The sequence below is a fragment of the Marinobacterium marinum genome, assembly GCF_013868415.1.
Lineage (GTDB): Bacteria > Pseudomonadota > Gammaproteobacteria > Pseudomonadales > Balneatricaceae > Marinobacterium > Marinobacterium marinum.
On sequence record NZ_JACEMT010000033.1, the window covers coordinates 133,536 to 159,495 of the forward strand.

Genomic DNA, 25,960 nt, shown 5'->3' on the forward strand with positions numbered 1-25,960 from the left:
ACCTTATGAGTCAGCGATCAGCGTCCCCAGCAGTCATCACTGTCGCCACTGGTCGAGCTCTTGATGCCCTGATGGTTCAATGTGAGCGTGCCGCAACGGTCACCGGACATGGACCCTGTCGGTGCTGCTTCCAGCGTATATTCGTTATTTTTGGCGCCGGTCACCGAAAAAGTGTACGACGTGCTGCCACCATCCTTGGGCGAGGTTGTAAAGGGAAGGGCAGGGGCCACATCCGAACCACCACTGGACGTGACATAACGCCCATTGGCTGCATGATAACGCTCCAAAAACTGGGCCAGCTCCAGCAGGTTGGAACGCGCCTCCGACCGACGCGACTCCTTAACGTACTCGCTGTACGAAGGATAAGCGATAGCCGCGATAATGCCGATGATCGCCACCACGATCATCAGCTCTATCAAGGTAAAGCCCTGCATCTTGCGTCTGGAGTGCATCATTTTGCCAGCACCTCGATATAAATCAGCTGAGAGGCTTTCTTTCCCCCCGCTTCATACAGCACTTCACTGTTCAGTGGCAGTTTGGCCGAGATGACGGATTTACCACGAATCTCCGTTTCTGACACCCCCAGCAGGCGAGTTGAGTCTGTCAGCTGATAGACCTCGCCATCAATAACAACACCACCGGCCACGATACTGGTAACTTCACCCTGCATAACGTTTACACCTTCACCTGCTGCACAAACCGCAGGCGTACTCAGAATCAATGCAAACAGACTGCTCAATACTCGTTTCATTTTCAGCTTCCACTCTGCAGTTCACGCCAGCTGATTCGGCCTTCCAGACCCGAGCCGGGGTTTTCAATAATGACGGTATCTTTATCCAGTATTTTAACCTCTTTGTCGGTATCAACCGGAATGATGGAAGGAGCCGGTTTTTCGCCATCGAATTTGATACCTGAAGGCGGTCTCTCATTACCACCTCCATTACCACCTCCGCTGCCTGAACCACCAGACCCGCCAGAAACCCAATCATTCTGATCAAACTTGCCATCGCCATCCAGGTCAAAGTTGGCAAAATTCAGGGCAGAACCGCTCTCCGCATCCAGCTCCATCAACCAGCTTTCCGACTCGCTGACACAGGGGTCGGTCGCGTTCAATACCGGCAGCAAGGACATATAGATAATCTTGCCATTACGCAGAATCGGCTTGCGTACGACACGCTCTGCCGCTGGCTGATCCAGATCCAGATACCATCCACGATGCGTCGACCAGTCAATAATATTCTGAGTGGTCACGCGTACATCGTAATCCTGGCCCGGTTTTTTCGATACCTGGCTGGGCGGTACTATTCCCTGTTCAAGCAGATCGGCCCGAGCAACCGGCTTAGCCTTGTTGCCCAACTGATCCCAGATGGCATACAGACTCTGCTTGGCCTTACTGTCTTCCTTGTCACTCACTTCAAGGTATTTACCGGTACCAAAATGAACCAGCACACCGCCTCGCGGGTGGCGCCCTACTGTCGGTGCCGAAGTAATCGGTTGACTCTCTCCGGCCACACTGGCTGTAAACAAGAGAGTAGCCGCCTTGTCACCGCCCTTTCCTTTACCTTTCGAAGGGCCTGATTTCAGTGACTGAAGATCAAAGCGCCACAGGTTGCCAAACAAGTCGCCGGCATACACATAATCCACACTGTTATCACCGTTCAGGTCAATCGGAGTAACCGTCGCCAACCCATTGGGGCGCTCAGCCCCCGTGGGGTCAGCACTGTAGCCTTTTCCTGTTGACAGCTTATGCAACAGCTTGCCGCTCTGCAGATCAACAACGAAAAGCACAGCATCCCCCGTTGTACTTGCCTTGCCATCCGCCTCAGTGCTGTTATAACCATTGCCGAATACAGCTGCCCAGGTTCCATCCTGCAACTGTACAATCGCTGGGCGGCTGTAGGTATACCCCAGGTCTTCGTCTTCAAATTCCCACAGGAAAATGGAGTCCGCGTTGCTTTCCTTGAAGCTGCCCGGCTCTGTCACATCCAGAGCGTAAATAGACTGACCACCCCGATTCAACCCTCCGACCAGCACAGTTCGCCACTGATCACCCAGCTTTGCATCCAAAACAGTTGGCGTGCCATCGACATAGAAGCGATGATCATAATTGTCGTCAGCAAGGGCCTTCAGGTTTTTTATGACGGCACGTGGCACAAAACCGAGCAACTCCTTTCCGGTTTCCGCTGCAAATGCGTGCAGCATGCCGTCGTTGGCGCCAACATACACAACGTGTGTGCGCGACTCATGTGCCTTACGGAACTGCTGATAATCGTCATCCTGGTAACGCTCGGCTGGCGCGCCTACATAACGGGGGGAAGAAGCAACAATATCCCCCAGCAAACCTTCACGCTTGCGATACCCCTTCCCTTCGTAACTACGATCTCCTCGAATGTAGTCAAGCAGGGTTTCACTGCCCAGTAATTTTTGATCAACCGCTGACAGGTCATCCCAACGGAAAGGAACACCGCTATTTCCTTGTTGCGTAATAATTTTTCGTCCCGAATAACTGATTTGGGAAGAGGCGCTCTTCCACTCACTCACCAGCTCAAGATAGGTCGAACTTTTGGGGTCAACATCGAACCGATAAGCCTGCAAATCACCGGTCCAGTGCTCACTATTGTACTCGGGGATGATGGACAGGGTGTTAGCCGACAGCACACCGTGAGAAACAGCAGCCGTTGAAGAAGTCGCCACCTTGTCCGAAATATCAGACAGGGCCGCTTCAAGTGCAGCCGTCAACTGATCGGCGTTATTGGCCGTATAATACTGCCCATTTCCAGCTTCTGCCGTATGCTTTAGCAAATCATGGTCCAGAGCAAAACCGACCGTGTAGGTATCCATGTTCTGCTTGGGAAAAGACTTGTCATCATAACTTTTACCAGCCTTATCCATCCCGCCCTTGCGCATATCCAGATCACGACCGAACTCGGCTATATCATCCAGAAAATATTTATCACCATCGCCATTCCAATCCGGCAAACGATTACTCTTGCCACTGATAGTATCGCCATACACAGTCGAACGAATTGATTGATTACTATTATCGTTGTACCTGAATGAATCGTAGGTTGGCTCACCGTCACTGATTACAATAGTAAAGTTTTTTTGGCAACGGTACTCTATCGGAGACGTATGACGCCCACGACTCCAAAGCGGGTCAAGCCCTCTGAAGTAACGCGTTATTTCATACAATGTTTCACTGACCGGTGTGTTAGTCGAAGCTCTGAGTTTACTGATTTCACTCGCTAATGTACCTGCTGAAGCACCGCACTGTGCTACAACCTTGCCGCCCTCGGTTGAATACAGCTTGGTGACGCCAAAACGCACATTTTCGACACTGCCGACGATGTTGCTGGCAACTCGTTTCGCAACCGTCATACGCGTTTCATTGGGCACTGTCCCATTACGCAAATTGGAGCCATCGGGATAGGTTGAAAAAAGGTAGTTCAGGTAGTTGCCCGTATAGCGAGTACTGCCACCTTCCGGGTTAGGCAAGGCCATACACTTCCCGATAGAAGAATTATTTCTTCTGACAGCCTCTACATATCCATAGGAGCAATACCCACGGCTGAGCGAAGACAAATGGACATTCCCCGAGGATACATTCCAATTACTGCCTCGCCCGCCTCTTTTGTCATCCCAGCGAGGATAAGTAACATTAGGATCATACCCATCATCCCAGATGATATTATTCATGCTTCCCGAATTATCAATCAAGAGCATTACGTTGGGCGCCACCTTGGAGCTTGAGACCGATAACGGCACGTGAGGCAGTGACAACTCGGTAGCGGCAATGGCGGATGTGGCAAATGAACCTGCCAACACAAATGTAACGATTCTGGATAATGTGCTCATATTCCGTCCCTAGCTAACCCGTCCTAGTTAAACCGTTTACCGTAAAAGCTTTCCAGCCGAGTCTGAGCACGATCGGTTTGCCCCACCCCCTGAGCTTCCACACGGTACACATCAACACCTGTCTTGATTTCATGGCCCACATCCAGGCTATCGGGCACAAAGGAACGTTCTTCCGCTTTTGCCTGAGGGTCAGCTGATACCCCTTGCAACTCTGTAACTCCCGATTTGCCATACTCGGCAAACACGTCATCCAAGGACGGCATTTTCACCTGGTCGTCGATCCATTTCTCCTGAGCTCTTAATGCCGCCTCAGCAGCCTGGAACGATATTTCCTTGTCTTTCAAACTGCCGGTCATGCGCTCCTGCATGGTCGTTGTTTGCATGGCACTGAACCCGATGATACTGATCAAAACCAACATGATCATGGCAACCACAAGGGTGGCACCACGCTCTTTCCGGCAACGTGCTAACGCATTGAATTCAACGTTCATGGCAAACGATTCCTAAGCGAAACGGTCGTGGTAAAAACACTGCGCATGCTCTTGTCACCCGCAATAACCTTGTCCGGCGTACTGTTGCCGTTACTGTCAAATGGCCAATACAGCTCCTGCTCAACACCAGCCAAGACGTTACCGCCACTGATCGTCAGTAAGGCAATCTGCACCGCTACAACCTGCTTCCAGTCCGCAACATCTTTTGCTGCAACAAAGCCATCCAGCCCGGTATCAACAGCACCATCACCGTCCGCGTCGATTCCGAAACGCAAGCGCATCTCCTCTACACCTTCGACCAGTACCGTGTCGATACCCAAGGGCGTTTTGCCACCACCCAGAGCAGGGTCAACCAGATACTGCTTAAGCGCTGGCTCACCACCCGGGCCTTCACCGATATAAAACACCATGGCATTCAAGCGGTTGATTTCCATGTCGTCCTTGTAATCGTGACTCCAAGGTGTTTTGGGTGGTACGTTGCCTGGTTGTTTACCCCCCGTACCGGCACCGCGAGCCAGTGCACCGTTGCCGCTGTTGGCTCGCTGAAACAGGTCACAGCCATATGTGTCGGATATCAGCAAAATACTGCCCTGAGGTGCCAGCGTCGCATCGCCGTCAAAAGAAATTGACGCAGCATTTGCCGGCGTAGCGCCCTTGGCCTTCAAGTTGGTGCTGCGTGCAGCATGTGTAATAAGCAATACATCACCACGCAGATAGTCCGACAGATGACTGGACAGCGCTCCCGCAGACCCCGTCCAGCCGCGAATAGGCGAATCGAGATCAAAAAACGCTTCAACATAATGGCTGCTACTGGTATCCAGCAGGTTGTTGACACTGCCGGGACAGCTGCCCATATAGCCGGCCTGACGGACTTCCCGTGCCATCATGTAGGTTGCAAAGCGACCACTTTCCTGAACCCTGGCCAGAGACTCACTGGTTGCCTGAGAGCGCGCACTGCTGACGTAAACCATCACCACGCCCAAAAGGATAAACAGCCCGATGGTGAGGCCGATCATCAACTCGATCAGCGTAAAGCCCGACTGCCGATACCGAAATCCTTTCATGTTAAATCTCCGTACTCAGGACCAACTTGCCACCCGAGGCTTCACCCGATGAGTTGCCGTCACCATCCACCACCATCCCTCGAGCGTCCGGCCAACTGATGGTCAGTTCGAACAATTCATCACTACGCTTCAGGGTCGCCTTCGCCTCATCACCCAGCACTGCGGTCAGTCGGTCCTGCCAATCCTTGCGCGCACCACCGGCACCGTCATCAAAAGCGCCATCCAAAGCCCCCTTGCGGTCGGCCCTCATCAAATCGAACAGCTCATAGGCATGCAACGTCAACTGCGACGTCAGGTGAGAGCTTTGGCTACCCTTGATCGTGTACAGCTGCAAAGCCAACACCCCCAACAAGCCGAAAGCAACCACAACCATGGAAATCAACGCTTCAAGCAACGTTGCTCCTTTCTCGCCATGATGCAAATGCTGTAAATCCCTTGTGACAATCGATCTCATCAGTTGCAGCCTCCTTTGGATACGCCTCCGGTGACACCGATACAGTACCCAGCCACATCGGATTCAGACGCACCGGATGTATCCACAATACTGACACTCATGCCGGCTTTGCGCTGCGCACCACTCGAATCCACCGACAACCCCATCGGCGAAAAGCGCACACCCAACCCTTCAGTGCCATTGCTTCGGTATTCTACATCCCGCTCAGTGTCCCAGGTTCGCAGCAGCTCTGTACTACCACCGTTTTCAACCGCCACCTGTATTTCATCCGAACTGCCCGTGCAGGAAGATCCAATACAGACACGTACAAAAGCTCCCCGGGTAATTGCCTCGGTGCGTGCCAGATTCATGGCGGTTACAAAGCTGCTGGTCGCAGCACGCTCGCGCGCAGCCTGGAACATGCTGTTAAAACCGGGAATGCCGATAAAAAGAATAATAGAAAGAATGGCAATGGTGATCATCACTTCAAGCAGAGAGAACCCCTGACTAGAAGAACCATCGCGGGATAGATGTCGCAGCCTCATTCCTAGTCTCCGTACTGGAAAAGGTCGGAAGTAGCGCGATGCCAGCCAGTGACATACCTGGATACTCTTGCAATACATCAAAAATGCAGGAACAGCTTCACTAGAAAGCCTATATCACATCGCGTCCAACAAGGGCGTCATAATAGCGCAATCTTTAACCAATGTAACGCTATCTTTCATGATCAACGCCGCTCACAGCCGCCTTCAGCCCTTATCTCGATTGCTCTCTTAACACTATCTCTGGCGTCGGGCGACACTCTTTTTATAGAACATCACCCAATGAGCAAATCACTGCGAGTTGATCACTTCACGCCAACTGGACACATACACTTCACCCAGCGGCGTCCCCGTACCTCCACAGGCATCACCATTATTGACCGACCACATGTCCTGCGCATCGCTCGGCATCATGTCATGCGCTTTGGTCACATTATCGCAGTCATAAACATAGTTGGCCGTACCGCCGCCTTTCTGGATATACACACTGCCGGCCCCTTCAGACCAGGACTGGCTGCTATCGACCTCTCCGGTCGCTTCGTTATACCAATCTTCGGGCACTTCTACATCTGCGACAAACATGGTGCCTTTCACAAACCCGTTGCCGCCACCATCAATATTAACGGCCCCGCCCAAAGCAATGATAATGCCATCCCACGACGGTGTACCCGAAAAGTTAAGAGCACCGGTTACAACCAATATTCCGGCACCCGATTTGTTACCCTTCATATCAATATTGGCATCACCTGTAATAATCGTGGTGCGGTAATTGTCAGGCGACGAACCCAAATCACCGGGCGGATTGTTACCGATATAGTCGGGCGGTGTTTCTCCACTGATCAGCGCTTCGATAAAGCCCTGCATATTGACGGCATTATCCCAAGGCGCCTCAAAGGTAATATTATCAATGCCGCCCTTATAGTTATCCAGGCGATCTTCGGATGACACATTGTCATATACTTTTTCTCGATTTTCATCGTTACTGGTTGATACCGCTATACCACCCGACCCATCAACCGAGAACACGTTCGAGTTACCCCCTTCATAGGTCTCTATATCACCCACAAAGTTGATCGGAGCAGGCCGCGCACCGGTATACTTCAGACTGAATTCAATCTGCCTCAAGGACTCGGCTGCACCGACCTGCCCCACACTGGTCAGATAAAGCTCGCCGACCCCACATCCATCCGTGTTGACCGTTACCGTATAAGCACCGTGCCCGTTAAAGCTGTCATTGCGTTCCAGCTCGAATCCTTCTGCGCATGTTCCGCCATCCATAAAGTCATACCAGTTGGCATCATTCAGGTAACCCGAATCACGGGCTGCGGCCATACCCGCCTCTGCTGCCATAAACGCTTCGGACTGGCCACGCATATTACTCGCCGCTTTCTCATCCTGCACCGAACCATCAAGCATAGTTACACCTGCCAGAGTCAGTATCAGAAGAATAATCAACCCGACAACCAGCACTTGGCCCGACTGATGTTTCATAGCTCACCTTCGCTTCAAAGCGTGTTCAGTAGTTGATGATTTGCTGCCAATTGGCCAGCGCCCCGGGGCCGCTTGGTGGCAGAGTATTGATACCATCTTTAATGGCGTCCAGGCTGTAATTGACCGAAGGCGTCCCGTTGCCTCCAAAGGGTTGATAATCGTCACACCCTTCGGCATCGACAACAATGGCACCGTAAACAGAGTAGTTTCCGCCCGGACTGAATGTCCCGCAATTTTTTATGACAATCAATCCGGCAAAGGCTCCGGTCCCCTGGTTACTGATATCAACACCATCAATAACCATAACACCACCAACAGTCGCATTCTTCAGACCGGCAATCGCAGGCTGCTTTGTATCAGAATCATCATCCAGCACAACGAACTCAGGTTTGGCAAAACTTCCCCAAACATCGGATGCCCTATCGACCTTCTTGATAATCGCATCATCCCCGAAAAACATTTCACTGCCCGGCACCTGGTGCTGCCCATGCTCATCGACAGGGTAGTTCTCCGGATGCCAGACCGTAGACTCAGGATTATTCTTGGTGCTGACAGTGATTGCCGTTTCGGGATCTCCCGGCCTTGAACCGGTAAAGGTGGATGCCCCACCACCGCTAACCGAGATACTGCCACCATCACTCATATACACAGCAGGCTTCATCAAACCGCCGTTGTATCCCATTTCGCAGTGTTTGCCCGTACAGTTTTCGGGCGGTATATCTCTTTCAAGACCATGAATGCCATCATTACCTCCCCCTTTAATACCCAACTCACAAGCACCTCCGAAGCAACTGATGGCAGCAGGCGGGTCAAGCGGATCAATACCCGGAGGAAGCGGAGGCTGATAGGCTGCAACCAGTGTCACACTCGCACCACTGCCCGACACCTCAGCAACACTGGTGAGCATCGGGCTAGACGCGCAGTCTTCCATACTAACCGTGTAGTGTGCCCGTGCCCCATGGTCGATCCCCTGACCGGAGAATTCTTTTTGGTTAAAGCTGTCGCCATTCAGAAACAAAGGGCTGCCATCCGGATGCGCTGAGCAGGTATCTTCATCCCAATTAACATTCAAGGCCTGTTGAGCATGCATCAACCCGGCCTCCGCAGTTAAGAATGCCTGAGCCTGAACCCGCTTATTGGACACGATGCGCTCATCCTCAACAGAGGTTCGCATCATTGCCATCGCCCCCAGCATCAAAATCCCCAGAATGACCAGCCCTACAACCAGTACCGCACCGCCTTCACGGTGGCGTGGTCCGTAGATTCCCTGTCCAAGCCTTGGACTCAACATAACTACAGCCTCGCTGTTCAAAAATAATTCAGGCAGACTCCACTCCACCCTCATGGCATTGGCAGCTTACCAACAGTAAGACACGCCCTTGGTACCTGTTTCCGCTTTCTGCCCCGTGTGGGTCAACGATAAGTCACCGCAATAATCATCATCAAATGTTTTAAGCGCCGTTAATGTGTAACTGGTTGCAGTGCTCTCAACCTTGATATTGTAATAACCGTTCTCTGTCGAATTACTACTGCCGTCATTCACCGCCGGACAATTGGTGCCCGTATATGAAAATGACTCTGTAAAACAACGCTCAAAGCGCTGCGCGTAATTGGCCAAAGCCGCGGCACCTTCAGCACGCTTTGATTTACGGATGCTTTCGTTATATGCAGGCAATGCAATTGCGGCCAAAATGCCTGCAATCGCCACCACTATCATCAACTCCATCAACGTAAAACCGACCTGTTGCTTCTGGCGCAGAATACCCAATGACCTCATGATGCCTCCTCGGCCAGTTTCTTTTTGACTGCAATAACAGGGTTACGAAAGGCAATCGTTGTAGATATTTCCTGATCAAACTCCAGCGCCAATCCATTTTCAGTATTATCGACAAAGTTCAACGTAATACGTACCGATACGACAGTGCTGTCTGCAGGCGGAGCATCCGGGTAATAGCGCACCACCTGATTCCCCGCAGCGTCTTCCTCATGCACACCAAACTCAAGCGCCAAGGCGCTACCATCCTGCAGGCCGTCAATCAGCACTTCGGAAGCAAACTTCTGCGTAACAGATTTGGTCCCCACTTCAAAAGTGGACCGGCTATACAGCAACTCGCCATCGACAACCTGGTATCGCACCTCAACCAGGTAGTCTTTTACCGGATCAACCGAGCTGTCACGCTGAAAAAAGCGGCCGACGACAGCCCCGTCATCGACTGCTATATAAGGTTCACTGCGAGAATCCGGGTTATCATCATCATCCACCATTTCCCAGCTGCAATAGTGACCGCCCCCTGAGTTGCATTCGTACCCGGCCATACGCAGATCACGGTGCATGAACTCAAACGCAAAACGCGCATTTTCGGCTATTGCCGACATGCTTTGCTGTGTTTGACTGGCCGACTTGCTCACCAGCATGGTTTCAATAATGCCAAACAGAATGACGGTTCCCACAACCAGGCCAATCATTAATTCGATCAGGCTAACCCCGTTCTGACGCTGAAAACGGCTCCGATTCAGACGCCTCATTGGCTAACCCTCCAGGTAAATGATCGTGAATCGATAGACTGCTGGTTATCGTCCTCAATGACACGCTCATCCCACTCGATACTGACCACATAACTGCCACTGTCTTCCGTGATGCTGGCCTGACGAAACAGCGCCCCAAAACGTTCGGCAGTCTCTACACACCACAATGTCTGATCCCAAGCCCTCAGGGTATTTTTATCACAGGCATTGGCGACACACTGTTCCCGAACACTCGTATCCACTGTCGGCAAACTCCCCGCCTTGCAGCTTGTAAAGCCGCCATATGCCATTTCTGACGGCGTGAGCAACACATTGGCCCTGATCCTTTCGGCAATATCCAACGCCTGCATGGACGCAACCGAACGCAAATAGGCGCCATGACTGACACTGACTGAACGGGCCAACAATGCTGCTATTCCCAAAAGAGCAACCGTAAATACAAACAGCGCGATCAGCCCCTCTATCAAGGTAAAGCCATCACTCCTGCCTCGTTTGACTGTTCGATGAAGTCGGCTCAATTCCATTTGCCCACGCCTTTTATTTTCAGCCACATCCACCATCACTGACATCCATGCTCTTCCCGTTCAGTTTTAAGACTGCCGGTCAACCGCACCGAGAAAAGGCGCCCTTCATTACGATCATCGCACAGACGCAAGTCCTGGCTCGCCACCACCGTGCCCGCCCCAGTGAACAGAATGCGCGTACAGTCACCGACGCAGTTCAGCGTATTCCCGCCCTCCAAGGCATCCAGAGTCCGAATAACCTCCTCGTCGGCTTCTCCCGGGCGAGCCACGATATCCCAACCTTCAGACCAACTGCCGTCAACCCCGTCGCTGACCATACCGACACGCTCGTTACGTTTGATCGCTTCGCTGCGCGCCAAACGCATACTCCCCGTCAGGTCACTGGCCTGAGCGCTTAAGCGATTATCCTTAATCATTTCAACAAAAGAAGGGACGCCAATAGAAGACAAAATACCCAAAATCACGATAGCGATCATGATTTCGATAAGCGTCAGCCCCTGCTGTCGGCAGCGGAGCGAGCGGTAATGAAGCCTAGAAAATACGGGGCGCATAGTCATGTTATCCACGCTGTCTGAATTCGTGTAAAACTCTTTTTTCGAGTTTACAACATTCACCCTCGTTCTCTATGGCGATTTGATTAAAACTTGTCCGCTGTCAGCATTCACCCAAATCAAGTAGATCTTTGAACAACCCGATAACGGACACCATTCAACAGCACAATACCCCCAAAAAAAGTATCAGGGCGCATGACGACACATACTTGGCATATTGTCATAGCCCGCAGCGTCAGTGTAAGCACATGTCCACACGACTGTTCCACTCGAGGTATCAGGGCTCAAAACCAATCCGTTACCCTGCAGCACGGCATGAGCATCATTCCCAAAGCGAGCACGCACAACCCCTGCCACAACCTCAACCGAAACAACATACTGACTGCTGTAGCTGGCCGCTGGCGGGAACACCCCCGCACCACTATTCATATCAACCAAAGGCGTTCCACTATGAAATGCCTCAACAACCCGCTGCTTCACCTCATCCATTGCCAACAGGGCTTCTGTTGCCTGCGTACGAGAGACGTACCCTTGATATCGGGGGAGCGCAATGGCGGCCAAGACAGCCACGATTGACAGCACGATCATCAACTCAATAAGCGTAAAACCAGCCTGCCTACCCATATCGCCTCCCCACACCCACCAGAAACAAAAAGACCTCCATACAGGAGGCCTTCTTGCATATCAACCAATCAAAAACTTTTCAGATTTTTGATTAGAAGTCGCGGCAGCTGGCCGGACGGAACTGTTCCTGAATAGAACCACCACACAGCCACTCAACCTGGCCATTGGCATTAACAGTCGGGCGCAGGACGATAGTACCGACAGCGCCACCGTTCAGGTTCTGAGAAGTTGCAGTCACATCTGCACCATCCCAAGCCAGGCCTGATACAAATTCGGACACCTGATCCTGCACAACATAAGTCGCCGGCGGCAAGGCGCCTTCAGCTGCCACATATTCGGAGATTTCAGTACGCGCTGCAGAAGCGGCCAGAACAACCTCTGACACCTGAGCACGCGTGGTGTAGTTCTGATAAGCCGGCAGCGCGATGGCAGCCAGGATACCGATAATCGCCACTACGATCATCAATTCGATCAGGGTGAAACCCTGCTGATTCTTTTTCATCATTTCAGTTTTCATGCATTACTCTCCAGCGAGTTAACAATCCATATTGAACAGCCAGTGCCAGCATCCTGTGGCGGCCAGCTGAGACACATAGTAGACATCAGCCGACCGGCTTGTCCAGCCTTAATACAAACTGAACACCCTGTTAATTTGAGCTTAATCAATAAAGCGGCTTTTTGGCCACATCAGTTTACACTGCAGCTGCAGCCATGCTTTGATTGCAGTACCATACCTTCCAATTGTATATACTCTGTTACATGGCGACAGGAGCGACGGTGTCTCAAGGAATGCAACCCCTAACAGGCCTGGCCAAGCGTCTGGTCAATGATGGCGTTTTTTCAGCCGAAGTCGCGCAGGACGCAGTGACTCAGGCCCGCGAAGCCAACCAGCCCTTCATTCATTATATTATCGGGCATCGACTGGTCAGCGCGCACCGCGCCGCCACGGCCGCCTCCGAAGAATTTGGCCTGCCGCTGTTTGACCTGGATGCCATCGGCGACGATGCCATCCCGCGTGATGTTGTCGCCGACACTCTGCTCACCAAGCACCAAACGCTACCCTTGATGCAGCGTGATAACCGCCTCTATATTGCCCTGGCCGACCCCACCAACATCCAGGCCCTGGACGAGATCAAATTCAGCTCTGGCAAAACCACTGAAGCGGTCATTGTCGAGTCCGACAAGCTGGCGCGGCGCTTGGAACAGTTTTTGGACGGTGCCAACGACGCTCTGGATGAGCTCGAAGATGCCGACCTCGAAAACATCGAACTGGGCGATGACCAACCCGCCAGCGACAAGGACGATGCGGAAGAGGCTGCCAACGAGACCCCCATCGTCCGCTTTATCAACAAGGTTCTGCTGGACGCCATCAAGAAAGGCGCTTCGGATATCCACTTCGAGCCCTATGAAAAAAGCTACCGGGTACGCTGCCGTATCGACGGCATGCTGCAGGAACTTCACAAGCCGCCGTTGAATCTGGCCAGCCGACTGACGGCACGCCTTAAGGTCATGTCGCGCATGGACATTTCCGAGAAACGCGTCCCTCAGGATGGCCGTATCAAGCTCAAGGTATCCGCCAAACGCGCTATCGACTTCCGTGTCAACACACTGCCGACGCTCTGGGGCGAGAAGATCGTATTGCGTATTCTCGACCCCGGCAGTGCCAAGATGGGCGTGGAAGCACTGGGCTTTGAGCCCGACCAAAAGGAAGCCTATCTGACCACCCTTGAGCAGCCCCAGGGCATGATTCTGGTCACGGGCCCCACCGGCTCCGGTAAAACCGTTTCTCTGTACACGGGCTTGAACATCCTGAACACCGAAGAGCGCAATATCTCCACGGCAGAAGACCCGGTGGAGATCAACCTTGAGGGCATTAACCAGGTCCATGTGAATCCCAAGGTCGGCCTGACTTTTGCCGAGGCACTGCGTGCCTTCCTGCGTCAGGACCCCGACGTGGTGATGGTGGGTGAGATTCGAGACCTGGAAACCGCTGAAATCGCCATCAAGGCCGCTCAAACCGGCCATATGGTGCTTTCTACACTGCACACCAACAGCGCTCCGGAGACACTGACTCGTCTGCGCAATATGGGAGTGCCGGCCTTTAACATCGCTACTTCGGTCAGCCTGATCATCGCCCAGCGTCTGGGACGACGCCTGTGTGAGCATTGCAAACAACCGGCCAACCTGCCGGAAGCCACTTTGCTGGAAGAAGGCTTTACTGCAGAACAACTGCCGGGGCTGGAATTGTTCGAAGCCAACCCCGAAGGCTGCAAATCCTGTAACCGTGGCTATAAAGGCCGTGTCGGTATCTATGAAATGTTGAAAATGTCGAGTGAAATTGCCGCCTGCATCATGGAAAACGGCAACTCCCTCGATATCACGCGAGTAGCGCAACAACAGGGATTTAATTCCCTGCGTCAATCAGGTCTATTAAAAGTCGCGGCTGGCGTCACCAGCCTTGAAGAATTGAACCGGGTCATTAAAACCTGACAGGGATAGAACATGGTAAGGGTAGCGGCAGCAAGTAAGCCTTCGAACAAGCCTCAAAAAAAACATACATTCAACTGGCAAGGCAAGGACAAAAGCGGCAACAGCAGCAAGGGCAAAATCGACGCTGAAAGCTTGGCGGCGGCCAAAACGCTCTTGCGCAAACAGGGCGTTCGACCCAGCAAGGTCGTCAAGGAGCGCGCATCTCTTTTCAGCGCCAAGGACAAGCCTATCAAACCCGCCGATATCGCCTACTTTATTCGACAGTTGGCGACCATGATGAAGGCAGGGGTTCCCTTGCTGCAGGCCATGGATATCGTCGGCAACGGTACCGAAAAAGACAAGCTCAAGCATATGATCTACGCCATTCGTGATGACGTCAACGGAGGTTCGGACCTATCTCGGGCCTTTGAAAACCACCCCGAGCAATTCGATGATTTGGTATGCTCGCTGATTAATGCCGGCGAACAATCCGGCGCACTGGAAACCATGCTGGACCGCATCGCCACTTATAAAGAAAAAGTGGAATCTCTGAAGAAAAAGATCAAGAAGGCGTTAACCTATCCCACCGCTGTTATAGTTGTTGGTGTGATCGTTTCCGCCATTCTGCTTGTCAAGGTAGTACCTCAGTTTGAGAGTGTCTTCAAAAGTTTTGGTGCCGACCTTCCTGCTTTTACGCAATGGGTGATCGGACTTTCCGAGTGGGCACAACAGTACTGGTTTATTGGCCTTTTGGGCGCTATCGGGGCTGGTTTTGCTTTTACCAAGGCAAGAACCAAATCGCAGAAATTTTCCGATTTTGTTGATCGGAGCGTTCTGCGTATTCCCATCATTGGCCCCATTCTACATAAGGCAGCCATTGCACGTTTCGCACGTACTCTGGCCACCACATTTTCTGCGGGGGTCCCCTTGGTGGAAGCTCTCGATTCTGCAGCCGGCGCTGCTGGCAACGTGGTATATCACAACGCGATCATCCAGATTCGCAACGGCGTATCCACAGGGCAGTCACTGCAGAATGCAATCAATATGACCGGAGTCTTTCCTACCATGACAGTACAGATGGTCGCCATCGGCGAAGAAGCCGGCTCCCTCGATATGATGCTGGACAAGGTCGCAACCTTTTATGAAGAGGACGTGGACAACGCCGTCGACAACCTTTCCAGCCTCATGGAACCGCTGATCATGGCCGTATTGGGCGTACTCGTAGGCGGCCTGGTAATTGCGATGTACCTGCCGATCTTCCAGCTGGGTAACGTGGTATAACGATGCTGGAACTATTGATGGCCGAGCCGCTGTTGGCGGCTCTTTGTACGCTTGTTCTGTCACTGTTGATTGGCAGTTTCCTGAATGTCGTCATTCTGCGCCTGCCTGTCATGATGCAGCGTGACTGGGACCGGGTACTCAAGACCGAAACCGGCGAAGCCGTTGAAGAGCAAGCCACCTTCAATTTGATGACCCCCCGCTCCCGTTGCGGGGAATGCGGGCACCAGATCCGCTGGTATGAAAATATTCCGGTGATCAGCTGGTTGTTGCTGCGCGGCCGCTGCAGCGGCTGTGGTACCGGCATCTCCTTCCGCTACCCCTTTGTCGAACTCCTGACCGGTTGCAGCTCGGCCTGGATCATCTGGCACTTTGGCCTGACGCTTGAAGGTTGCGCACTGGTCCTATTGACCTGGGCACTGATCACCCTGACGTTTATCGACCTTGACCACCACCTGTTGCCGGATTCCATTACCCTGCCCCTGCTGTGGCTGGGCCTGCTGATCAATACCCAGGGGGTTTTTACCTCGCTGGAGAGTGCCGTTTACGGCGCTGCCGCCGGCTACCTGATTCTCTGGAGCGTCTACTGGGTGTTCAAGCTCTTGACCGGCAAAGAGGGCATGGGCTATGGCGACTTCAAGCTGCTGGCTGCCCTGGGTGCCTGGGGAGGGATCACCATCTTGCCGTTGGTGGTCCTGCTGTCGTCGCTTGTAGGTGTTGTGTTGGCAATGCTGCTGATTGCTTTTCGGCGTCATCAGGCGCAAAATCCCTTGCCGTTCGGCCCCTATCTGGCCATCGCCGGATGGATTGCCCTGCTGTGGGGTGAGCCGATTATCTCTGCGTATCTTGGGAGTTTCTGATGCTGGTTGCAGGTCTGACCGGAGGTATCGGCAGCGGTAAAAGCGCTGCTGCCGCCTGTTTTTCCGCCCTGGGCGTTCCGTTGATTGATGCGGATCGGGTCGCACGTCAGGTGGTCGAGCCGGGCAGCCCGGCGCTTGTGCAGATCGCAGCACATTTTGGCCAGGACGTTATCCGCCCGGACGGGACGCTGGATCGCGCCCGATTACGCCGCATCGTATTCGACAAAGAACGCGAGCGTAACTGGCTGGAGGCCCTGCTGCATCCCCTGATCCGTGAATCCATTCTGGATACACTGGACCGGTTTGATGCCGACGGCCACCCCTATGCGGTTCTTGCGTCCCCTCTGTTGCTGGAGACCGACCAACACCTGCTGGTGAACTCCGTTATCCTGGTCGATGTACCCGAAGCCATTCAGATTGAGCGCACCATGCAACGTGACGGCGTGGATGAAACTCAGGTTCACCAAATCCTGGCAGCCCAGATGACTCGAGACGAGCGCCGCCAGCATGCCGACTTCATTCTGGATAACAGTGGCTCCCAGGAGCAGTTGAATACCGCAGTCCAGACACTTCACCCCCGGTTGCTGGCACTGGCCGCTGAAGAGGAGTAACAGAATGAGCGCTCACAACACCCGACAGGTCAAATGTCCTCAGTGTGGCGAACCCGCCCTGTATACCGCCGAAAACAAGTGGCGGCCCTTTTGCTCCGAACGCTGTCGCCTGATCGACCTGGGTGAATGGGCCAGCGAAGGCTATCAAATCGCGGCCGAGCCCTCCGTGGATGACTTCAGTTCGGGCATGATGCCGGAAGAGATGACATTCACCCCTACCCGGCACTGATACCCCGATTAATCACGGCCTGCCGGCTGCTCCGGCAGGTCCAAACGCTGATCCAGACCGCCGACCGCATTGGCCACACCGATCAGGCGCCCTCGGCAACAGGCCAGGATGCTTTCCACAATTGCCAAACCAAGCCCATGACTGTCCGGCTGGCGTGGTGCCGGTGTCCAGTCACCCTCCTCCACCTGTCGATTTCCCCGGTCACTCACCGTCAGGTACACTCGCCCCTCCCGGCTTGAGACATGCAGAGCAACAGGCTCCAGCCGGTCCGAGTACTTCAACGCATTCTCCAGCAGATTGCGCAAAGCGATGACCGCCAGGGTGTCCGGCATGGCAATTTCCGTATCCGCGCTACATTCAAGTCGCACATCAATTCTGCCCCGGCCCGACAGGTCACACATTGCCCCTTCGACAACCTGCTGCACCGATACACCCGGCGTGCATTCATCCTGCGGGTTTAGTTCCAAACGAGCCAGCAACAGCAACTGCTCGGAAACATCCTGCAACCGCACCACGCCCTGCTCCGCCTGAGCAAGCGCTCGCTGTTGCGCTTCCCCGTCTACGCGACGTGCAACCTGCAGATGGGTTTTAATCCCCGTTAATGGTGTACGAAATTCATGCGCGGCCTGACTGGCAAACCGTTGCTCACGCTTCAGCGTATCCGACACTCGGGCAAGCAAGCGATTCAACGTAGCCAACACGGGGCTCAGCTCGGCAGGTACCGGCCCCAGTCGCAACGGTTCAAGCATACCGGGCTCTCGCCGCCTGAGTTCTGACGACAGGTTCTGCAAGGGTCGCAGCCCACGCCGAACCCCCCACCACAACACCAGCAGACTGCCGGTCAACGCCAGTGCGAAAGGCACCACCATCACCAACATGATGCTTCTCTCCAACGCTTCGCGCTCAACCATCCGGTCAGCCGTCACAATCATGTGCCGGTTCCAGATACGGCTATAAAGGCGCCAGCGCTCGCCTTCCAGTTCGCGTGTACTGAAGCCCGGTGGCGGATCTTCCGGCAGGGCAACACTGGCACCAACGGTTTCACGCACCACGGCCCCGCTCAGTGTCCGTACCTGACACGCCACCCCCTCATGATCCGGCGACAATTGCAGCCTGCTCGGCGCTTCCAGCAGCAGCCCCCCCGGCTGTTGAGCCACAAGGCCCGCCACCATGTCGGCAGACGCGGCCAGACGCTGATCCAGTGCCTCGCCAACCTGACGACTCAAGTGCCAGTACATCAATACCGCTACTGACAGCCACAACAGCAGAAATGAACAGCCCAACAAAAGCAGCAAACGATTACGCAAGCTCATGCCGATATGTCTCGGTTTAACCGCACCGGCGCCCCCAGGCGGTAACCGACGCCACGCTCCGTCAAGATAACGCTTTTGCCCAATTTGCGACGAAGATGATAGATGTGAACATTCAATGCATTGCTTTCCACATCATCTCCCATACCATATACCGCATCCCTGAGTTGGGCATCACTGAGCACAGCCCCTCGTGCATTCAACAGTTTCTCCAACAGCGCCCATTCACGACGTGACAGGCCCACCGGCCGATCACCCAACCAGACCTCTCCCCGGGAAGGATTGACCCGCAAATCGCCATGCCGAATTTCAGTACATGCCCGCCCGGCACTACGTCTCAGCAAGGCCCGTAATCGAGCCGCCAATTCGTCCAGATCGAAGGGCTTCAGCACGTAATCATCGGCACCAGCCTCAAGTCCGGCAACCCGAGCCTGAATATCGTCTCGGGCTGTCAAAATCAACACCGGCAATTCAACACCCCGATCTCGCCAAAAGCGCAGCAATTGCAAACCGTCCGCATCCGGCAGCCCCAAATCCAGCACCACCAGGTCAAAGCCGAACTGCTCCAGCGCCTGGCGTGCTTCACGGGCACTGACAACCCGATCGACGCGACAATGGTGCAAGGCCAACCCGGCCTCCAGACCAGAAGCTACCAAATCATCATCTTCTACCAACAACACATTCATCTTGTCACCGCCCCCCCTGGCTGACGCGTTAATGTTGTCTTAATCCCCACCTATCAGTCTGATGTCCGCGCAAACAGTTCCCGAACATTGCAGACCAGGAGTTTTATTCATGCGTTTTCCGACCCTGTGGCTGGCACTGGTGCTGGCCCTGATTTCCACCACCAGCCGGGCCCTGCTGCCCGACGACCTCGGAGGCGGCTTCATGTCCCCGGACAAGGCCTTTCAATATCAGCTGGAATCTCTGCCGGATGGCGCCCTGAACCTGCATTGGCAAATTGCACCGGGCTATTACCTGTACCGCAAGCGTCTGGACGTTCTCGTGGACGGTACTTCTCTGGCGGAGGTTAAATACCCGCCCGGCGACATGATCACGGATGAATTTTTCGGTACATCAGAGGTGTATTACAACCAGGTGACCCTCACTATCCCACCGGTCCGATCCAAGTCCGTGCAGCTGACCTGGCAGGGCTGTGCCGAAGCCGGGCTATGCTACCCGCCACAGCAGGCCACTATCGACTTGCCCGACTCGGCAATCATGCCGCCAGAAGAAAGGACGGGCATCACAACCACCGGTACCGAACCGACCACAGCCGCCCCGGCAACCTCCACCGCTCTGGCCGAAGACCTATCCCTGGCTGATCAGCTGGCCAGCTCCGGCCTGCTATTGAATTTGGCACTGTTCTTTGGTCTCGGGCTGCTGCTGGTCTTCACACCCTGTGTCCTGCCCATGATTCCCATTCTGTCGGCCGTTATTGTCGGGAGTGACGCCCGCCGTGGCAAGGCGTTCCGATTATCATTGGCTTTTGTTGTCAGCATGGCTTTGACCTACTCCCTGTTAGGCGTCATGGCAGCGCTGGCGGGTGCCAATCTGCAAGCCATGCTCCAGACACCCTGGTTCATTGCCCCACTGGCCCTGATTTTCCTGCTGCTGGCTCTCGCCATGTTCGGACTGTATGAACTCCAGCTGCCCACGTTCATACGAGACCGGCTACAGATGCTGAATGCACGCCAGAACGGCGGCAACCTGGCCGGAGCCGCTCTGATGGGGTTCTTTTCCGCTTTGCTGGCAAGCCCCTGCATGACTGCCCCCCTGGCCGGTGCTCTTATCTATATTGCCGACAGCGGTGATGCCATGCTGGGAGGGTTGGCGCTTCTGGCTCTGGGACTTGGCATGGGAGCACCACTGATCGCCATGGCGACACTGGGTTCACATCTGCTCCCCAAACCGGGAAGTTGGATGAATGTCGTCAAGGCAGTATTTGGATTTATTCTGCTGGGTACCGCCATATGGTTCCTGGAACGTATTCTGGATGACGCTTTAATACTGGCTCTGTGGGGCGCTCTGGCGATTGCTCTGGGGCTTTCCATCCGCCAGTTGGCACGCAACTCGCGTCAGCAGCAAGCCGGAGCTCGCTACACCCTGCTCTCCAGCAGCGGCCTTATCCTCACGCTCTGGGGTGGGCTGATGATGATCGGCGCGGCGGCGGGCGGCAACCATCCTCTACAACCACTGGCAACATTGGCCGGAAGCAATACCGTTAGCGCCGGCGCCACCGAACCTTACACACTCGAATTTACCGATATCAAATCAACAGACGATCTGGAGCAGGCGCTGGCTCAAGCCGGACAACAGGGGCAATGGACACTGGTGGACTTTTATGCGGACTGGTGCGTGGCCTGCAAGGTCATCGAAGCCGAAGTGTTTGGCGACCCCGCCGTGCAGGAAGCTCTGGGCCCCATGCAGCGCCTGCGTGCCGATGTGACCGACAATGATGTCATTGACCAGGCCCTGATGCGCAAGTTGCAAATCATAGGCCCCCCCACCCTTTTGATATACGGCCCGGACGGACGTGAGTACCGCGCCCAGCGCACCATTGGAGAAATTTCGGCCAATGACTTCCTGCAACGCCTGAATGATGCCCGCTCATCCTGACCCTATATATGGAGAACTCTACCATGAAACATCTTTTTCAACGCCACCCTCTGCGCTCTGCGCTGACCACTGGCGCCCTCCTGACCGCCGCTGCCGCCCTTTCACTCAATGCACAAGCCGAACATCCGGATGCCGTACAGAACCTGGTCGACCGGGGTATCGAGATCAGTGAAACCTACCCCGCGCCGGGTGGCATGACCGGTTATGTCGGCGAAATGCAAGGTAGTCCCATTGCCTTTTACCTGACCTCGGATGGGGAGCACGTCATTCTTGGCCCCATGCTTTCCGCTACCGGAGAGAACCTGACTGAGCACAAGATTCAGACTCTGGTCATGGGGCCCAAGCATGCAAAAGCCTGGGAAAAGCTGGAGAACAGCCACTGGCTACTGGACGGCGACCCGTCGGCACCCACCGTGGTTTACACCTTCACCGACCCGAACTGCCCATACTGTCATCGTTTCAGTGAAGCCGCCCGCCCCTGGGTTGACGCCGGGCAGGTACAGCTGCGCCATGTGCTGGTCGGCATCCTCAAAGCCGATAGCCTGCCCAAAGCCGCAACCATCCTTGATGCCGACAACCCTCAGCAGGCTTTGCTTGCCAATCAGGAGCAATATGGCGGTGGTGGCATTGACGTTGATACGGCCGCTGTCGACCGACAACGTGAAAAAGTCGAGCAAAATACACGGATGATGCGCAGTCTGGGGCTTCATGCCACCCCTTCTACGTATTACCGTGATGCGGATGGCCAAGTACGCATGCAACAAGGCATGCCTCGCCCGGCCGAGCTGCAAAAAGTCATGGGCAGTGTCAGCCCCTGAGGGGCAAAAACCCGAGGCACGGCATCACCTCCTATCACACCGATCATGGCCGTGGTGCAGATTACCCGTTGTAATCGTCCAGTGCCGCCTGTCGTGCCTGTCGATAGTCTATGATCGGGGCCGGACGGCCATAGGCCTGCCCGGCCCCCGGCTCATGTCGGGCTTGGGGGCTCAGCTGCCGCAGCTCCGGTAGCCAGGTTGCAAGGTATTCGCCGTCAGGATCAAATTTCTCGCTCTGCAAGCGGGGATTGAAGATCCGAAAATAGGGCGCGGCATCAGCACCGACAGAAGCGCTCCACTGCCACCCGCCCAGATTCGAGGCAAAATCGCCATCTATCAGCTTCGACATGAAATACGCCTCGCCATGACGCCAATCCACCCTCAGCAGCTTGGTCAGGAAAGACGCGACAATCATGCGCAGCCGGTTATGCATCCAGCCGGTCGCCAACAGCTGTTTCATCGCGGCATCCACAATGGGGAAGCCCGTTTCACCCACCTTCCAGGCGGCAAATGCCGCATCATTGTTCAACCAGCCAATCCGTGCTTCCACCTCAGGCCTGAATGGTGCCAGCCGGCTCAAGTCGGGAAATGCAACCAGCAGGTGGCGATAGAATTCACGCCAGATGAGTTCGTTAAGCCAGGTACTTTGCTGCCACTCATCAGCACTGGCGGCCTGTTTTAATGCTGCCAGGCATTGGCGCGCCGACAGGGCTCCTATGGTCAGTGCTGCCGAAAGCCCAGAGGTGGCGTGGCGTGCCGGGAAGTCACGCCAGCGCCTATAGTCCGGCTCACGCTCATGCACAAAGCGATACAGCTGGGCAGACAACTGGGAGTCTGCAACGGGGTAAGGGGTCGCTTGCTCCCCCACCAACGGCCACGGCAAGGCACTGCCCGCCTGTGGCTCAACCGATGCTCCCACAGGAGCCGGCAGGGGATCATGCAACACCTGCAACAAGACTCTCATCCAGGCCCGGCTAAAAGGGGTAAACACCTTGAACGGCGTCCCCTGCCCCGTCATTACTCGTCCTGGCGGTATAATCAGATCGCCATGGTGACCACGAGCTACGATCCCTTCGGCCGCAAGGAGCTGGCAGGCTGCTCGATCGCGCTGCTGTTCGTTGAGCGGATATTCATAATTGAAATGCACCGCATTGGCTCTCAGGGCCTTCGCCTGCTGCAGGATCGCTGGCGGGCAGTCGGCGAAGTACTCCAGCATCAAGCGCCGTACTTCAATCCCCCCCGCTGACAACTGCCGCTCCAGCCATTCCAGGCGTGCTTGCCAGTAGTTGATACGTGCCGCCGATTCATTATGCGCAGCCCACTGTGCCGGTGTCAGGCACACCACGACCATAACCGGTTCGCCGGTTGCACAGGCGGCGCTCAAGGCCGGGTTATCAACCAAGCGCAGATCGTTGCGCAACCAGACCAGCTGCATTCAGGTATGACTCCTTGTATCTGATTCATGTAGACCGGGGTTCAGGTAGCTTTGCTGACGGATGTAGTCCGAACCAAAACGCTGAATATAGCGGTCAAGCAGGGTAAGCGGCACATCCAAAGACGTTTGCCCCAAGCGGTAGGCTTCAATGCTGGCCAGAATGTCACGCTTGCTGGCGCTGTCAATTTCACGCTTCAGGTAGCCGAAGATATGCTGCAGGACATTGGTATGGCTCTTACGCGTGGCCGGAAAGGCCATATGGTATTCAAAGCGCTCACGATAGTGCTGCACCACGTTATCCAGCGGCTGATCATGCGCCTGAGCCAGATACCGACCCAGCTCACGATACCCTTCATAATGGTGGGCCATCAACCGATATTTTTGCCGACTGTGATGCTGCAGGAGTGCATGGTATGAAGTGTAGATATCAGCCATATCGTCAGCCCTTCCTGTCAAGGGCCGGTACCCTCGGGCACCGACCCGGCAACTCAAATTCTGAAGCGCGACACCAACTCGCTCAGCTGACCTTCGAGGTCACTCATGCGGGACGCCGTCCCCTCCAGGTCTTCCGCATTCAGCGTAGCCTTGTCGGCAATATCCGCGATCTGCTGTACGCTCTTGCTGATTTCGTCGGCAACAGCCGTTTGTTCTTCAGCCGCACTGGCGATCTGCGTATTCATCTCGGTGATGGTACTCACCGAATGCGTGATCTGCTGCAACGAGCTGCGCGCACTGTCCGCCTGGGTAATCGTTTCTCGACTTTGAGCCTGAGAGTTTTGCATTTCCGCTACCGCCCGACGCGCCCCGTCCTGTAATCCTTCGATCATGCGCTGAATTTCATCGGTGCTTTGCTGAGTACGCGTCGCCAGAGTGCGCACCTCGTCGGCCACGACGGAGAAGCCTCGGCCCTGTTCCCCGGCCCGCGCCGCCTCAATTGCAGCATTCAGCGCCAGCAGGTTGGTCTGTCCGGCAATATCACGGATAACGTTAATCACCGTACCAATCTGATCGGCATCGGCATCCAGGCTGGCGATCACATCTGCCGAGCGGTTCACATCATCGGCCAGTTGGTTGATGGCTTCTATGGTGTGCTCAACCACAACTTGTCCGTTGCCAGACTCTGTATCCGCTTCACGTGCGGCGCCTGCTGCCTGTGCTGCACTGCCGGCCACCTGTTGCACGGCCACGGCCATTTCATGGATGGCAGCCGCCGCCTGAGAGGTTTCTCCCTTTTGCACATGTGCATCTTCATGAGTACGACCAACTACCAGCCTCATGGAGTCGGTCGATTCGCTCAGGGATTGAACCGCCGTGTGCACATCCCGCACCAACTGTTGAATCTTGCCGGCAAAGTCATTGAATCCGCGTGCGACTTCGCCTACTTCATCATTGGATTCGACCGGTAAGCGTCGAGTCAGGTCACCTTCGCCTTCCGCAATGTCACGCAAGGCTGCAGCCGTTTGCTGCAAGGGCTGCGTCAAGCGTCGTGCCACCAGCAGGCTGATCACACTTACTACGCCCAGCAGCACCAGGGAAGCGACGGCTACCAGGGTCAGGGTACTCTGGATCGAACGTCTGATCTGCTGGTCAGCCTGAGCAACCGCCGCATCAATATCATCAATATAAAATCCTGTCCCAAGAACCCAGCCCCACCCGGGTACCGGAGCAGAGTAACTCAGTTTGGGGGCCTGCTGTGTCGTACCGGGCTTGTCCCACACATACTCCAGATAGCCGCCCCCGGCCTGTCCCTTACTGACCAGTTCCCGAACAATATATACCCCGTTGTCATCTCGGGTATCACTCAGGTCCTGACCGATGGAGGCAGGTTGCCCCCCCTGCACGACAGCAACGCCATTGGTATCATAGCCAAAAATATAGCCTTCGCTGCCAAAGCGCATGGCATTCAATATCCTGCCCGCTTCGACCTGTTTTTCGGACAGACTCAAATCGGCACGTGCCTGAACCGGACCAATCGCCGTCAGAGCCTGCTCGATGTAATGTTTCAGCTCGGTCTGCTTGGCAACCAGCATACTGTCTCGTATACGCTGCACCTCAACATCGCCCATCGACTCCATTTGAAAGCGCACGATCAGCATGATTGCCGCCACGACGAGAGCCAGCGGTAACAGGGACAGTAACAACAGCTTGCTTTTCAGCTTCATTCCGGACATGGGCGAACTACCTAACAACGACAGGGAAGGCCCTATTCTAAGGAACAGGGCGTTGCGTT

General features: G+C 54.7%; 27 protein-coding genes. 7 read left to right on the forward strand and 20 right to left on the reverse strand.

Features of this window, described 5'->3' with window-relative positions; translation table 11 throughout:
- Positions 1–17: 17 nt before the first annotated feature.
- From H1S06_RS02790 to H1S06_RS02860, 15 genes are all read right to left on the reverse strand, one after another.
- On the reverse strand, positions 18–455 hold the full coding sequence (locus H1S06_RS02790; RefSeq protein WP_305058170.1) for a type IV pilin protein: 438 nt from the start codon (positions 453–455) through the stop codon (positions 18–20).
- A complete protein-coding gene (locus H1S06_RS02795; protein ID WP_181736984.1) occupies positions 452–751 on the reverse strand; it encodes a hypothetical protein in 300 nt (99 codons plus the stop codon). Before H1S06_RS02795 ends, H1S06_RS02790 begins: the two co-directional genes overlap by 4 nt.
- Before the next feature lie 2 nt (positions 752–753).
- Entirely contained in the window at positions 754–3,501 is a 2,748-nt protein-coding gene (locus H1S06_RS02800; RefSeq protein WP_181736986.1) for a pilus assembly protein, read from the reverse strand.
- Positions 3,502–3,878: 377 nt separating this feature from the next.
- Positions 3,879–4,346, reverse strand: coding sequence for a pilus assembly PilX family protein (locus tag H1S06_RS02805; protein WP_181736988.1), 468 nt, complete (start codon positions 4,344–4,346; stop codon positions 3,879–3,881).
- On the reverse strand, positions 4,343–5,410 hold the full coding sequence (locus tag H1S06_RS02810) for a PilW family protein (protein ID WP_181737124.1): 1,068 nt from the start codon (positions 5,408–5,410) through the stop codon (positions 4,343–4,345). The genes H1S06_RS02805 and H1S06_RS02810 overlap by 4 nt, the downstream gene beginning before the upstream one ends.
- Before the next feature lies 1 nt (position 5,411).
- Positions 5,412–5,864: a type IV pilus modification protein PilV gene (gene pilV, locus H1S06_RS02815; protein ID WP_181736990.1), complete on the reverse strand. Its 453-nt coding sequence runs from the start codon at positions 5,862–5,864 to the stop codon at positions 5,412–5,414.
- Complete coding sequence (locus H1S06_RS02820) at positions 5,864–6,388, reverse strand: GspH/FimT family pseudopilin (protein WP_181737125.1); 525 nt, start codon at positions 6,386–6,388, stop codon at positions 5,864–5,866. Before H1S06_RS02820 ends, pilV (H1S06_RS02815) begins: the two co-directional genes overlap by 1 nt.
- A 288-nt stretch (positions 6,389–6,676) precedes the next feature.
- Positions 6,677–7,876, reverse strand: a complete 1,200-nt coding sequence (locus tag H1S06_RS02825; RefSeq protein WP_181736992.1) for a PilX N-terminal domain-containing pilus assembly protein — start codon at positions 7,874–7,876, stop codon at positions 6,677–6,679.
- 25 nt (positions 7,877–7,901) lie between these two features.
- Complete coding sequence (locus H1S06_RS02830) at positions 7,902–9,215, reverse strand: pilus assembly PilX family protein (RefSeq protein ID WP_181736993.1); 1,314 nt, start codon at positions 9,213–9,215, stop codon at positions 7,902–7,904.
- A gap of 18 nt (positions 9,216–9,233) precedes the next feature.
- Positions 9,234–9,653, reverse strand: a complete 420-nt coding sequence (locus H1S06_RS15475) for a type IV pilin protein (RefSeq protein WP_181736995.1) — start codon at positions 9,651–9,653, stop codon at positions 9,234–9,236.
- On the reverse strand, positions 9,650–10,402 hold the full coding sequence (locus H1S06_RS02840) for a PilW family protein (protein WP_181736997.1): 753 nt from the start codon (positions 10,400–10,402) through the stop codon (positions 9,650–9,652). Before H1S06_RS02840 ends, H1S06_RS15475 begins: the two co-directional genes overlap by 4 nt.
- Positions 10,399–10,926, reverse strand: coding sequence for a type IV pilus modification protein PilV (pilV, locus tag H1S06_RS02845; protein ID WP_181736999.1), 528 nt, complete (start codon positions 10,924–10,926; stop codon positions 10,399–10,401). The genes H1S06_RS02840 and pilV (H1S06_RS02845) overlap by 4 nt, the downstream gene beginning before the upstream one ends.
- 35 nt (positions 10,927–10,961) lie before the next feature.
- Positions 10,962–11,477 carry a GspH/FimT family pseudopilin gene (locus tag H1S06_RS02850; RefSeq protein WP_181737127.1) on the reverse strand — a complete coding sequence of 172 codons (516 nt, stop codon included), beginning with the start codon at positions 11,475–11,477 and terminating at the stop codon, positions 10,962–10,964.
- Between the two features lie 186 nt (positions 11,478–11,663).
- Positions 11,664–12,101 carry a pilin gene (locus H1S06_RS02855; protein ID WP_181737001.1) on the reverse strand — a complete coding sequence of 146 codons (438 nt, stop codon included), beginning with the start codon at positions 12,099–12,101 and terminating at the stop codon, positions 11,664–11,666.
- 91 nt (positions 12,102–12,192) lie between these two features.
- On the reverse strand, positions 12,193–12,603 hold the full coding sequence (locus H1S06_RS02860) for a pilin (protein ID WP_181737130.1): 411 nt from the start codon (positions 12,601–12,603) through the stop codon (positions 12,193–12,195).
- 287 nt (positions 12,604–12,890) lie between these two features.
- Between H1S06_RS02860 and pilB the strand changes: the two genes are divergently transcribed.
- Genes pilB through H1S06_RS02885 form a run of 5 tightly spaced genes read left to right on the forward strand, consistent with a single transcriptional unit; the run spans position 12,891 to position 17,548 of the window.
- A complete protein-coding gene (pilB, locus tag H1S06_RS02865) occupies positions 12,891–14,591 on the forward strand; it encodes a type IV-A pilus assembly ATPase PilB (RefSeq protein ID WP_181737002.1) in 1,701 nt (566 codons plus the stop codon).
- Positions 14,592–14,603: 12 nt separating this feature from the next.
- Positions 14,604–15,851, forward strand: coding sequence for a type II secretion system F family protein (locus H1S06_RS02870; protein ID WP_181737004.1), 1,248 nt, complete (start codon positions 14,604–14,606; stop codon positions 15,849–15,851).
- 2 nt (positions 15,852–15,853) lie between these two features.
- Complete coding sequence (locus H1S06_RS02875) at positions 15,854–16,708, forward strand: prepilin peptidase (protein ID WP_181737006.1); 855 nt, start codon at positions 15,854–15,856, stop codon at positions 16,706–16,708.
- The gene (gene coaE / locus H1S06_RS02880; RefSeq protein WP_181737008.1) at positions 16,708–17,319 is read left to right on the forward strand and encodes a dephospho-CoA kinase; all 612 of its coding nucleotides are present in this window, start codon (positions 16,708–16,710) and stop codon (positions 17,317–17,319) included. The genes H1S06_RS02875 and coaE overlap by 1 nt, the downstream gene beginning before the upstream one ends.
- Before the next feature lie 4 nt (positions 17,320–17,323).
- Positions 17,324–17,548: a DNA gyrase inhibitor YacG gene (locus H1S06_RS02885; protein WP_181737010.1), complete on the forward strand. Its 225-nt coding sequence runs from the start codon at positions 17,324–17,326 to the stop codon at positions 17,546–17,548.
- Positions 17,549–17,556: 8 nt separating this feature from the next.
- Here the strand turns inward: H1S06_RS02885 and H1S06_RS02890 are convergent, their stop codons facing one another.
- Both H1S06_RS02890 and H1S06_RS02895 read right to left on the reverse strand, forming a co-directional pair.
- Positions 17,557–18,861, reverse strand: a complete 1,305-nt coding sequence (locus tag H1S06_RS02890; RefSeq protein WP_181737012.1) for a sensor histidine kinase — start codon at positions 18,859–18,861, stop codon at positions 17,557–17,559.
- A complete protein-coding gene (locus H1S06_RS02895) occupies positions 18,858–19,544 on the reverse strand; it encodes a response regulator (protein WP_181737014.1) in 687 nt (228 codons plus the stop codon). The genes H1S06_RS02890 and H1S06_RS02895 overlap by 4 nt, the downstream gene beginning before the upstream one ends.
- A gap of 109 nt (positions 19,545–19,653) precedes the next feature.
- Between H1S06_RS02895 and dsbD the strand changes: the two genes are divergently transcribed.
- Together dsbD and dsbG are read left to right on the forward strand one after the other, a co-directional pair.
- Entirely contained in the window at positions 19,654–21,477 is a 1,824-nt protein-coding gene (dsbD, locus tag H1S06_RS02900; RefSeq protein ID WP_181737016.1) for a protein-disulfide reductase DsbD, read from the forward strand.
- 23 nt (positions 21,478–21,500) lie between these two features.
- The gene (dsbG, locus tag H1S06_RS02905) at positions 21,501–22,295 is read left to right on the forward strand and encodes a thiol:disulfide interchange protein DsbG (RefSeq protein WP_220183733.1); all 795 of its coding nucleotides are present in this window, start codon (positions 21,501–21,503) and stop codon (positions 22,293–22,295) included.
- Positions 22,296–22,356: 61 nt separating this feature from the next.
- Here the strand turns inward: dsbG and H1S06_RS02910 are convergent, their stop codons facing one another.
- The 3 genes from H1S06_RS02910 to H1S06_RS02920 are packed head-to-tail and all read right to left on the reverse strand — an operon-like array spanning position 22,357 to position 25,901.
- Positions 22,357–23,730, reverse strand: a complete 1,374-nt coding sequence (locus H1S06_RS02910; protein ID WP_181737020.1) for a cryptochrome/photolyase family protein — start codon at positions 23,728–23,730, stop codon at positions 22,357–22,359.
- Positions 23,731–24,165 (reverse strand): DUF1722 domain-containing protein, encoded by a 435-nt coding sequence (locus tag H1S06_RS02915; protein ID WP_181737022.1) that lies wholly within the window; start codon positions 24,163–24,165, stop codon positions 23,731–23,733.
- Positions 24,166–24,218: 53 nt separating this feature from the next.
- Entirely contained in the window at positions 24,219–25,901 is a 1,683-nt protein-coding gene (locus H1S06_RS02920; RefSeq protein ID WP_181737024.1) for a methyl-accepting chemotaxis protein, read from the reverse strand.
- Positions 25,902–25,960: the final 59 nt, after the last annotated feature.

What these genes read in the sequence shown, in the direction of transcription:
- H1S06_RS02790 (WP_305058170.1), bottom strand. Translation starts at nt 455, where the DNA reads ATGATGCACTCCAGACGCAAGATGCAGGGCTTTACCTTGATAGAGCTG.
- H1S06_RS02795 (WP_181736984.1), bottom strand. Translation starts at nt 751, where the DNA reads ATGAAACGAGTATTGAGCAGTCTGTTTGCATTGATTCTGAGTACGCCT.
- H1S06_RS02800 (WP_181736986.1), bottom strand. Translation starts at nt 3,501, where the DNA reads ATGGCCTTGCCTAACCCGGAAGGTGGCAGTACTCGCTATACGGGCAAC.
- H1S06_RS02805 (WP_181736988.1), bottom strand. Translation starts at nt 4,346, where the DNA reads ATGAACGTTGAATTCAATGCGTTAGCACGTTGCCGGAAAGAGCGTGGT.
- H1S06_RS02810 (WP_181737124.1), bottom strand. Translation starts at nt 5,410, where the DNA reads ATGAAAGGATTTCGGTATCGGCAGTCGGGCTTTACGCTGATCGAGTTG.
- pilV (WP_181736990.1), bottom strand. Translation starts at nt 5,864, where the DNA reads ATGAGATCGATTGTCACAAGGGATTTACAGCATTTGCATCATGGCGAG.
- H1S06_RS02820 (WP_181737125.1), bottom strand. Translation starts at nt 6,388, where the DNA reads ATGAGGCTGCGACATCTATCCCGCGATGGTTCTTCTAGTCAGGGGTTC.
- H1S06_RS02825 (WP_181736992.1), bottom strand. Translation starts at nt 7,876, where the DNA reads ATGAAACATCAGTCGGGCCAAGTGCTGGTTGTCGGGTTGATTATTCTT.
- H1S06_RS15475 (WP_181736995.1), bottom strand. Translation starts at nt 9,653, where the DNA reads ATGAGGTCATTGGGTATTCTGCGCCAGAAGCAACAGGTCGGTTTTACG.
- H1S06_RS02840 (WP_181736997.1), bottom strand. Translation starts at nt 10,402, where the DNA reads ATGAGGCGTCTGAATCGGAGCCGTTTTCAGCGTCAGAACGGGGTTAGC.
- pilV (WP_181736999.1), bottom strand. Translation starts at nt 10,926, where the DNA reads ATGGAATTGAGCCGACTTCATCGAACAGTCAAACGAGGCAGGAGTGAT.
- H1S06_RS02850 (WP_181737127.1), bottom strand. Translation starts at nt 11,477, where the DNA reads ATGCGCCCCGTATTTTCTAGGCTTCATTACCGCTCGCTCCGCTGCCGA.
- H1S06_RS02855 (WP_181737001.1), bottom strand. Translation starts at nt 12,101, where the DNA reads ATGGGTAGGCAGGCTGGTTTTACGCTTATTGAGTTGATGATCGTGCTG.
- H1S06_RS02860 (WP_181737130.1), bottom strand. Translation starts at nt 12,603, where the DNA reads ATGAAAAAGAATCAGCAGGGTTTCACCCTGATCGAATTGATGATCGTA.
- pilB (WP_181737002.1), top strand. Translation starts at nt 12,891, where the DNA reads ATGCAACCCCTAACAGGCCTGGCCAAGCGTCTGGTCAATGATGGCGTT.
- H1S06_RS02870 (WP_181737004.1), top strand. Translation starts at nt 14,604, where the DNA reads ATGGTAAGGGTAGCGGCAGCAAGTAAGCCTTCGAACAAGCCTCAAAAA.
- H1S06_RS02875 (WP_181737006.1), top strand. Translation starts at nt 15,854, where the DNA reads ATGCTGGAACTATTGATGGCCGAGCCGCTGTTGGCGGCTCTTTGTACG.
- coaE (WP_181737008.1), top strand. Translation starts at nt 16,708, where the DNA reads ATGCTGGTTGCAGGTCTGACCGGAGGTATCGGCAGCGGTAAAAGCGCT.
- H1S06_RS02885 (WP_181737010.1), top strand. Translation starts at nt 17,324, where the DNA reads ATGAGCGCTCACAACACCCGACAGGTCAAATGTCCTCAGTGTGGCGAA.
- H1S06_RS02890 (WP_181737012.1), bottom strand. Translation starts at nt 18,861, where the DNA reads ATGAGCTTGCGTAATCGTTTGCTGCTTTTGTTGGGCTGTTCATTTCTG.
- H1S06_RS02895 (WP_181737014.1), bottom strand. Translation starts at nt 19,544, where the DNA reads ATGAATGTGTTGTTGGTAGAAGATGATGATTTGGTAGCTTCTGGTCTG.
- dsbD (WP_181737016.1), top strand. Translation starts at nt 19,654, where the DNA reads ATGCGTTTTCCGACCCTGTGGCTGGCACTGGTGCTGGCCCTGATTTCC.
- dsbG (WP_220183733.1), top strand. Translation starts at nt 21,501, where the DNA reads ATGAAACATCTTTTTCAACGCCACCCTCTGCGCTCTGCGCTGACCACT.
- H1S06_RS02910 (WP_181737020.1), bottom strand. Translation starts at nt 23,730, where the DNA reads ATGCAGCTGGTCTGGTTGCGCAACGATCTGCGCTTGGTTGATAACCCG.
- H1S06_RS02915 (WP_181737022.1), bottom strand. Translation starts at nt 24,165, where the DNA reads ATGGCTGATATCTACACTTCATACCATGCACTCCTGCAGCATCACAGT.
- H1S06_RS02920 (WP_181737024.1), bottom strand. Translation starts at nt 25,901, where the DNA reads ATGTCCGGAATGAAGCTGAAAAGCAAGCTGTTGTTACTGTCCCTGTTA.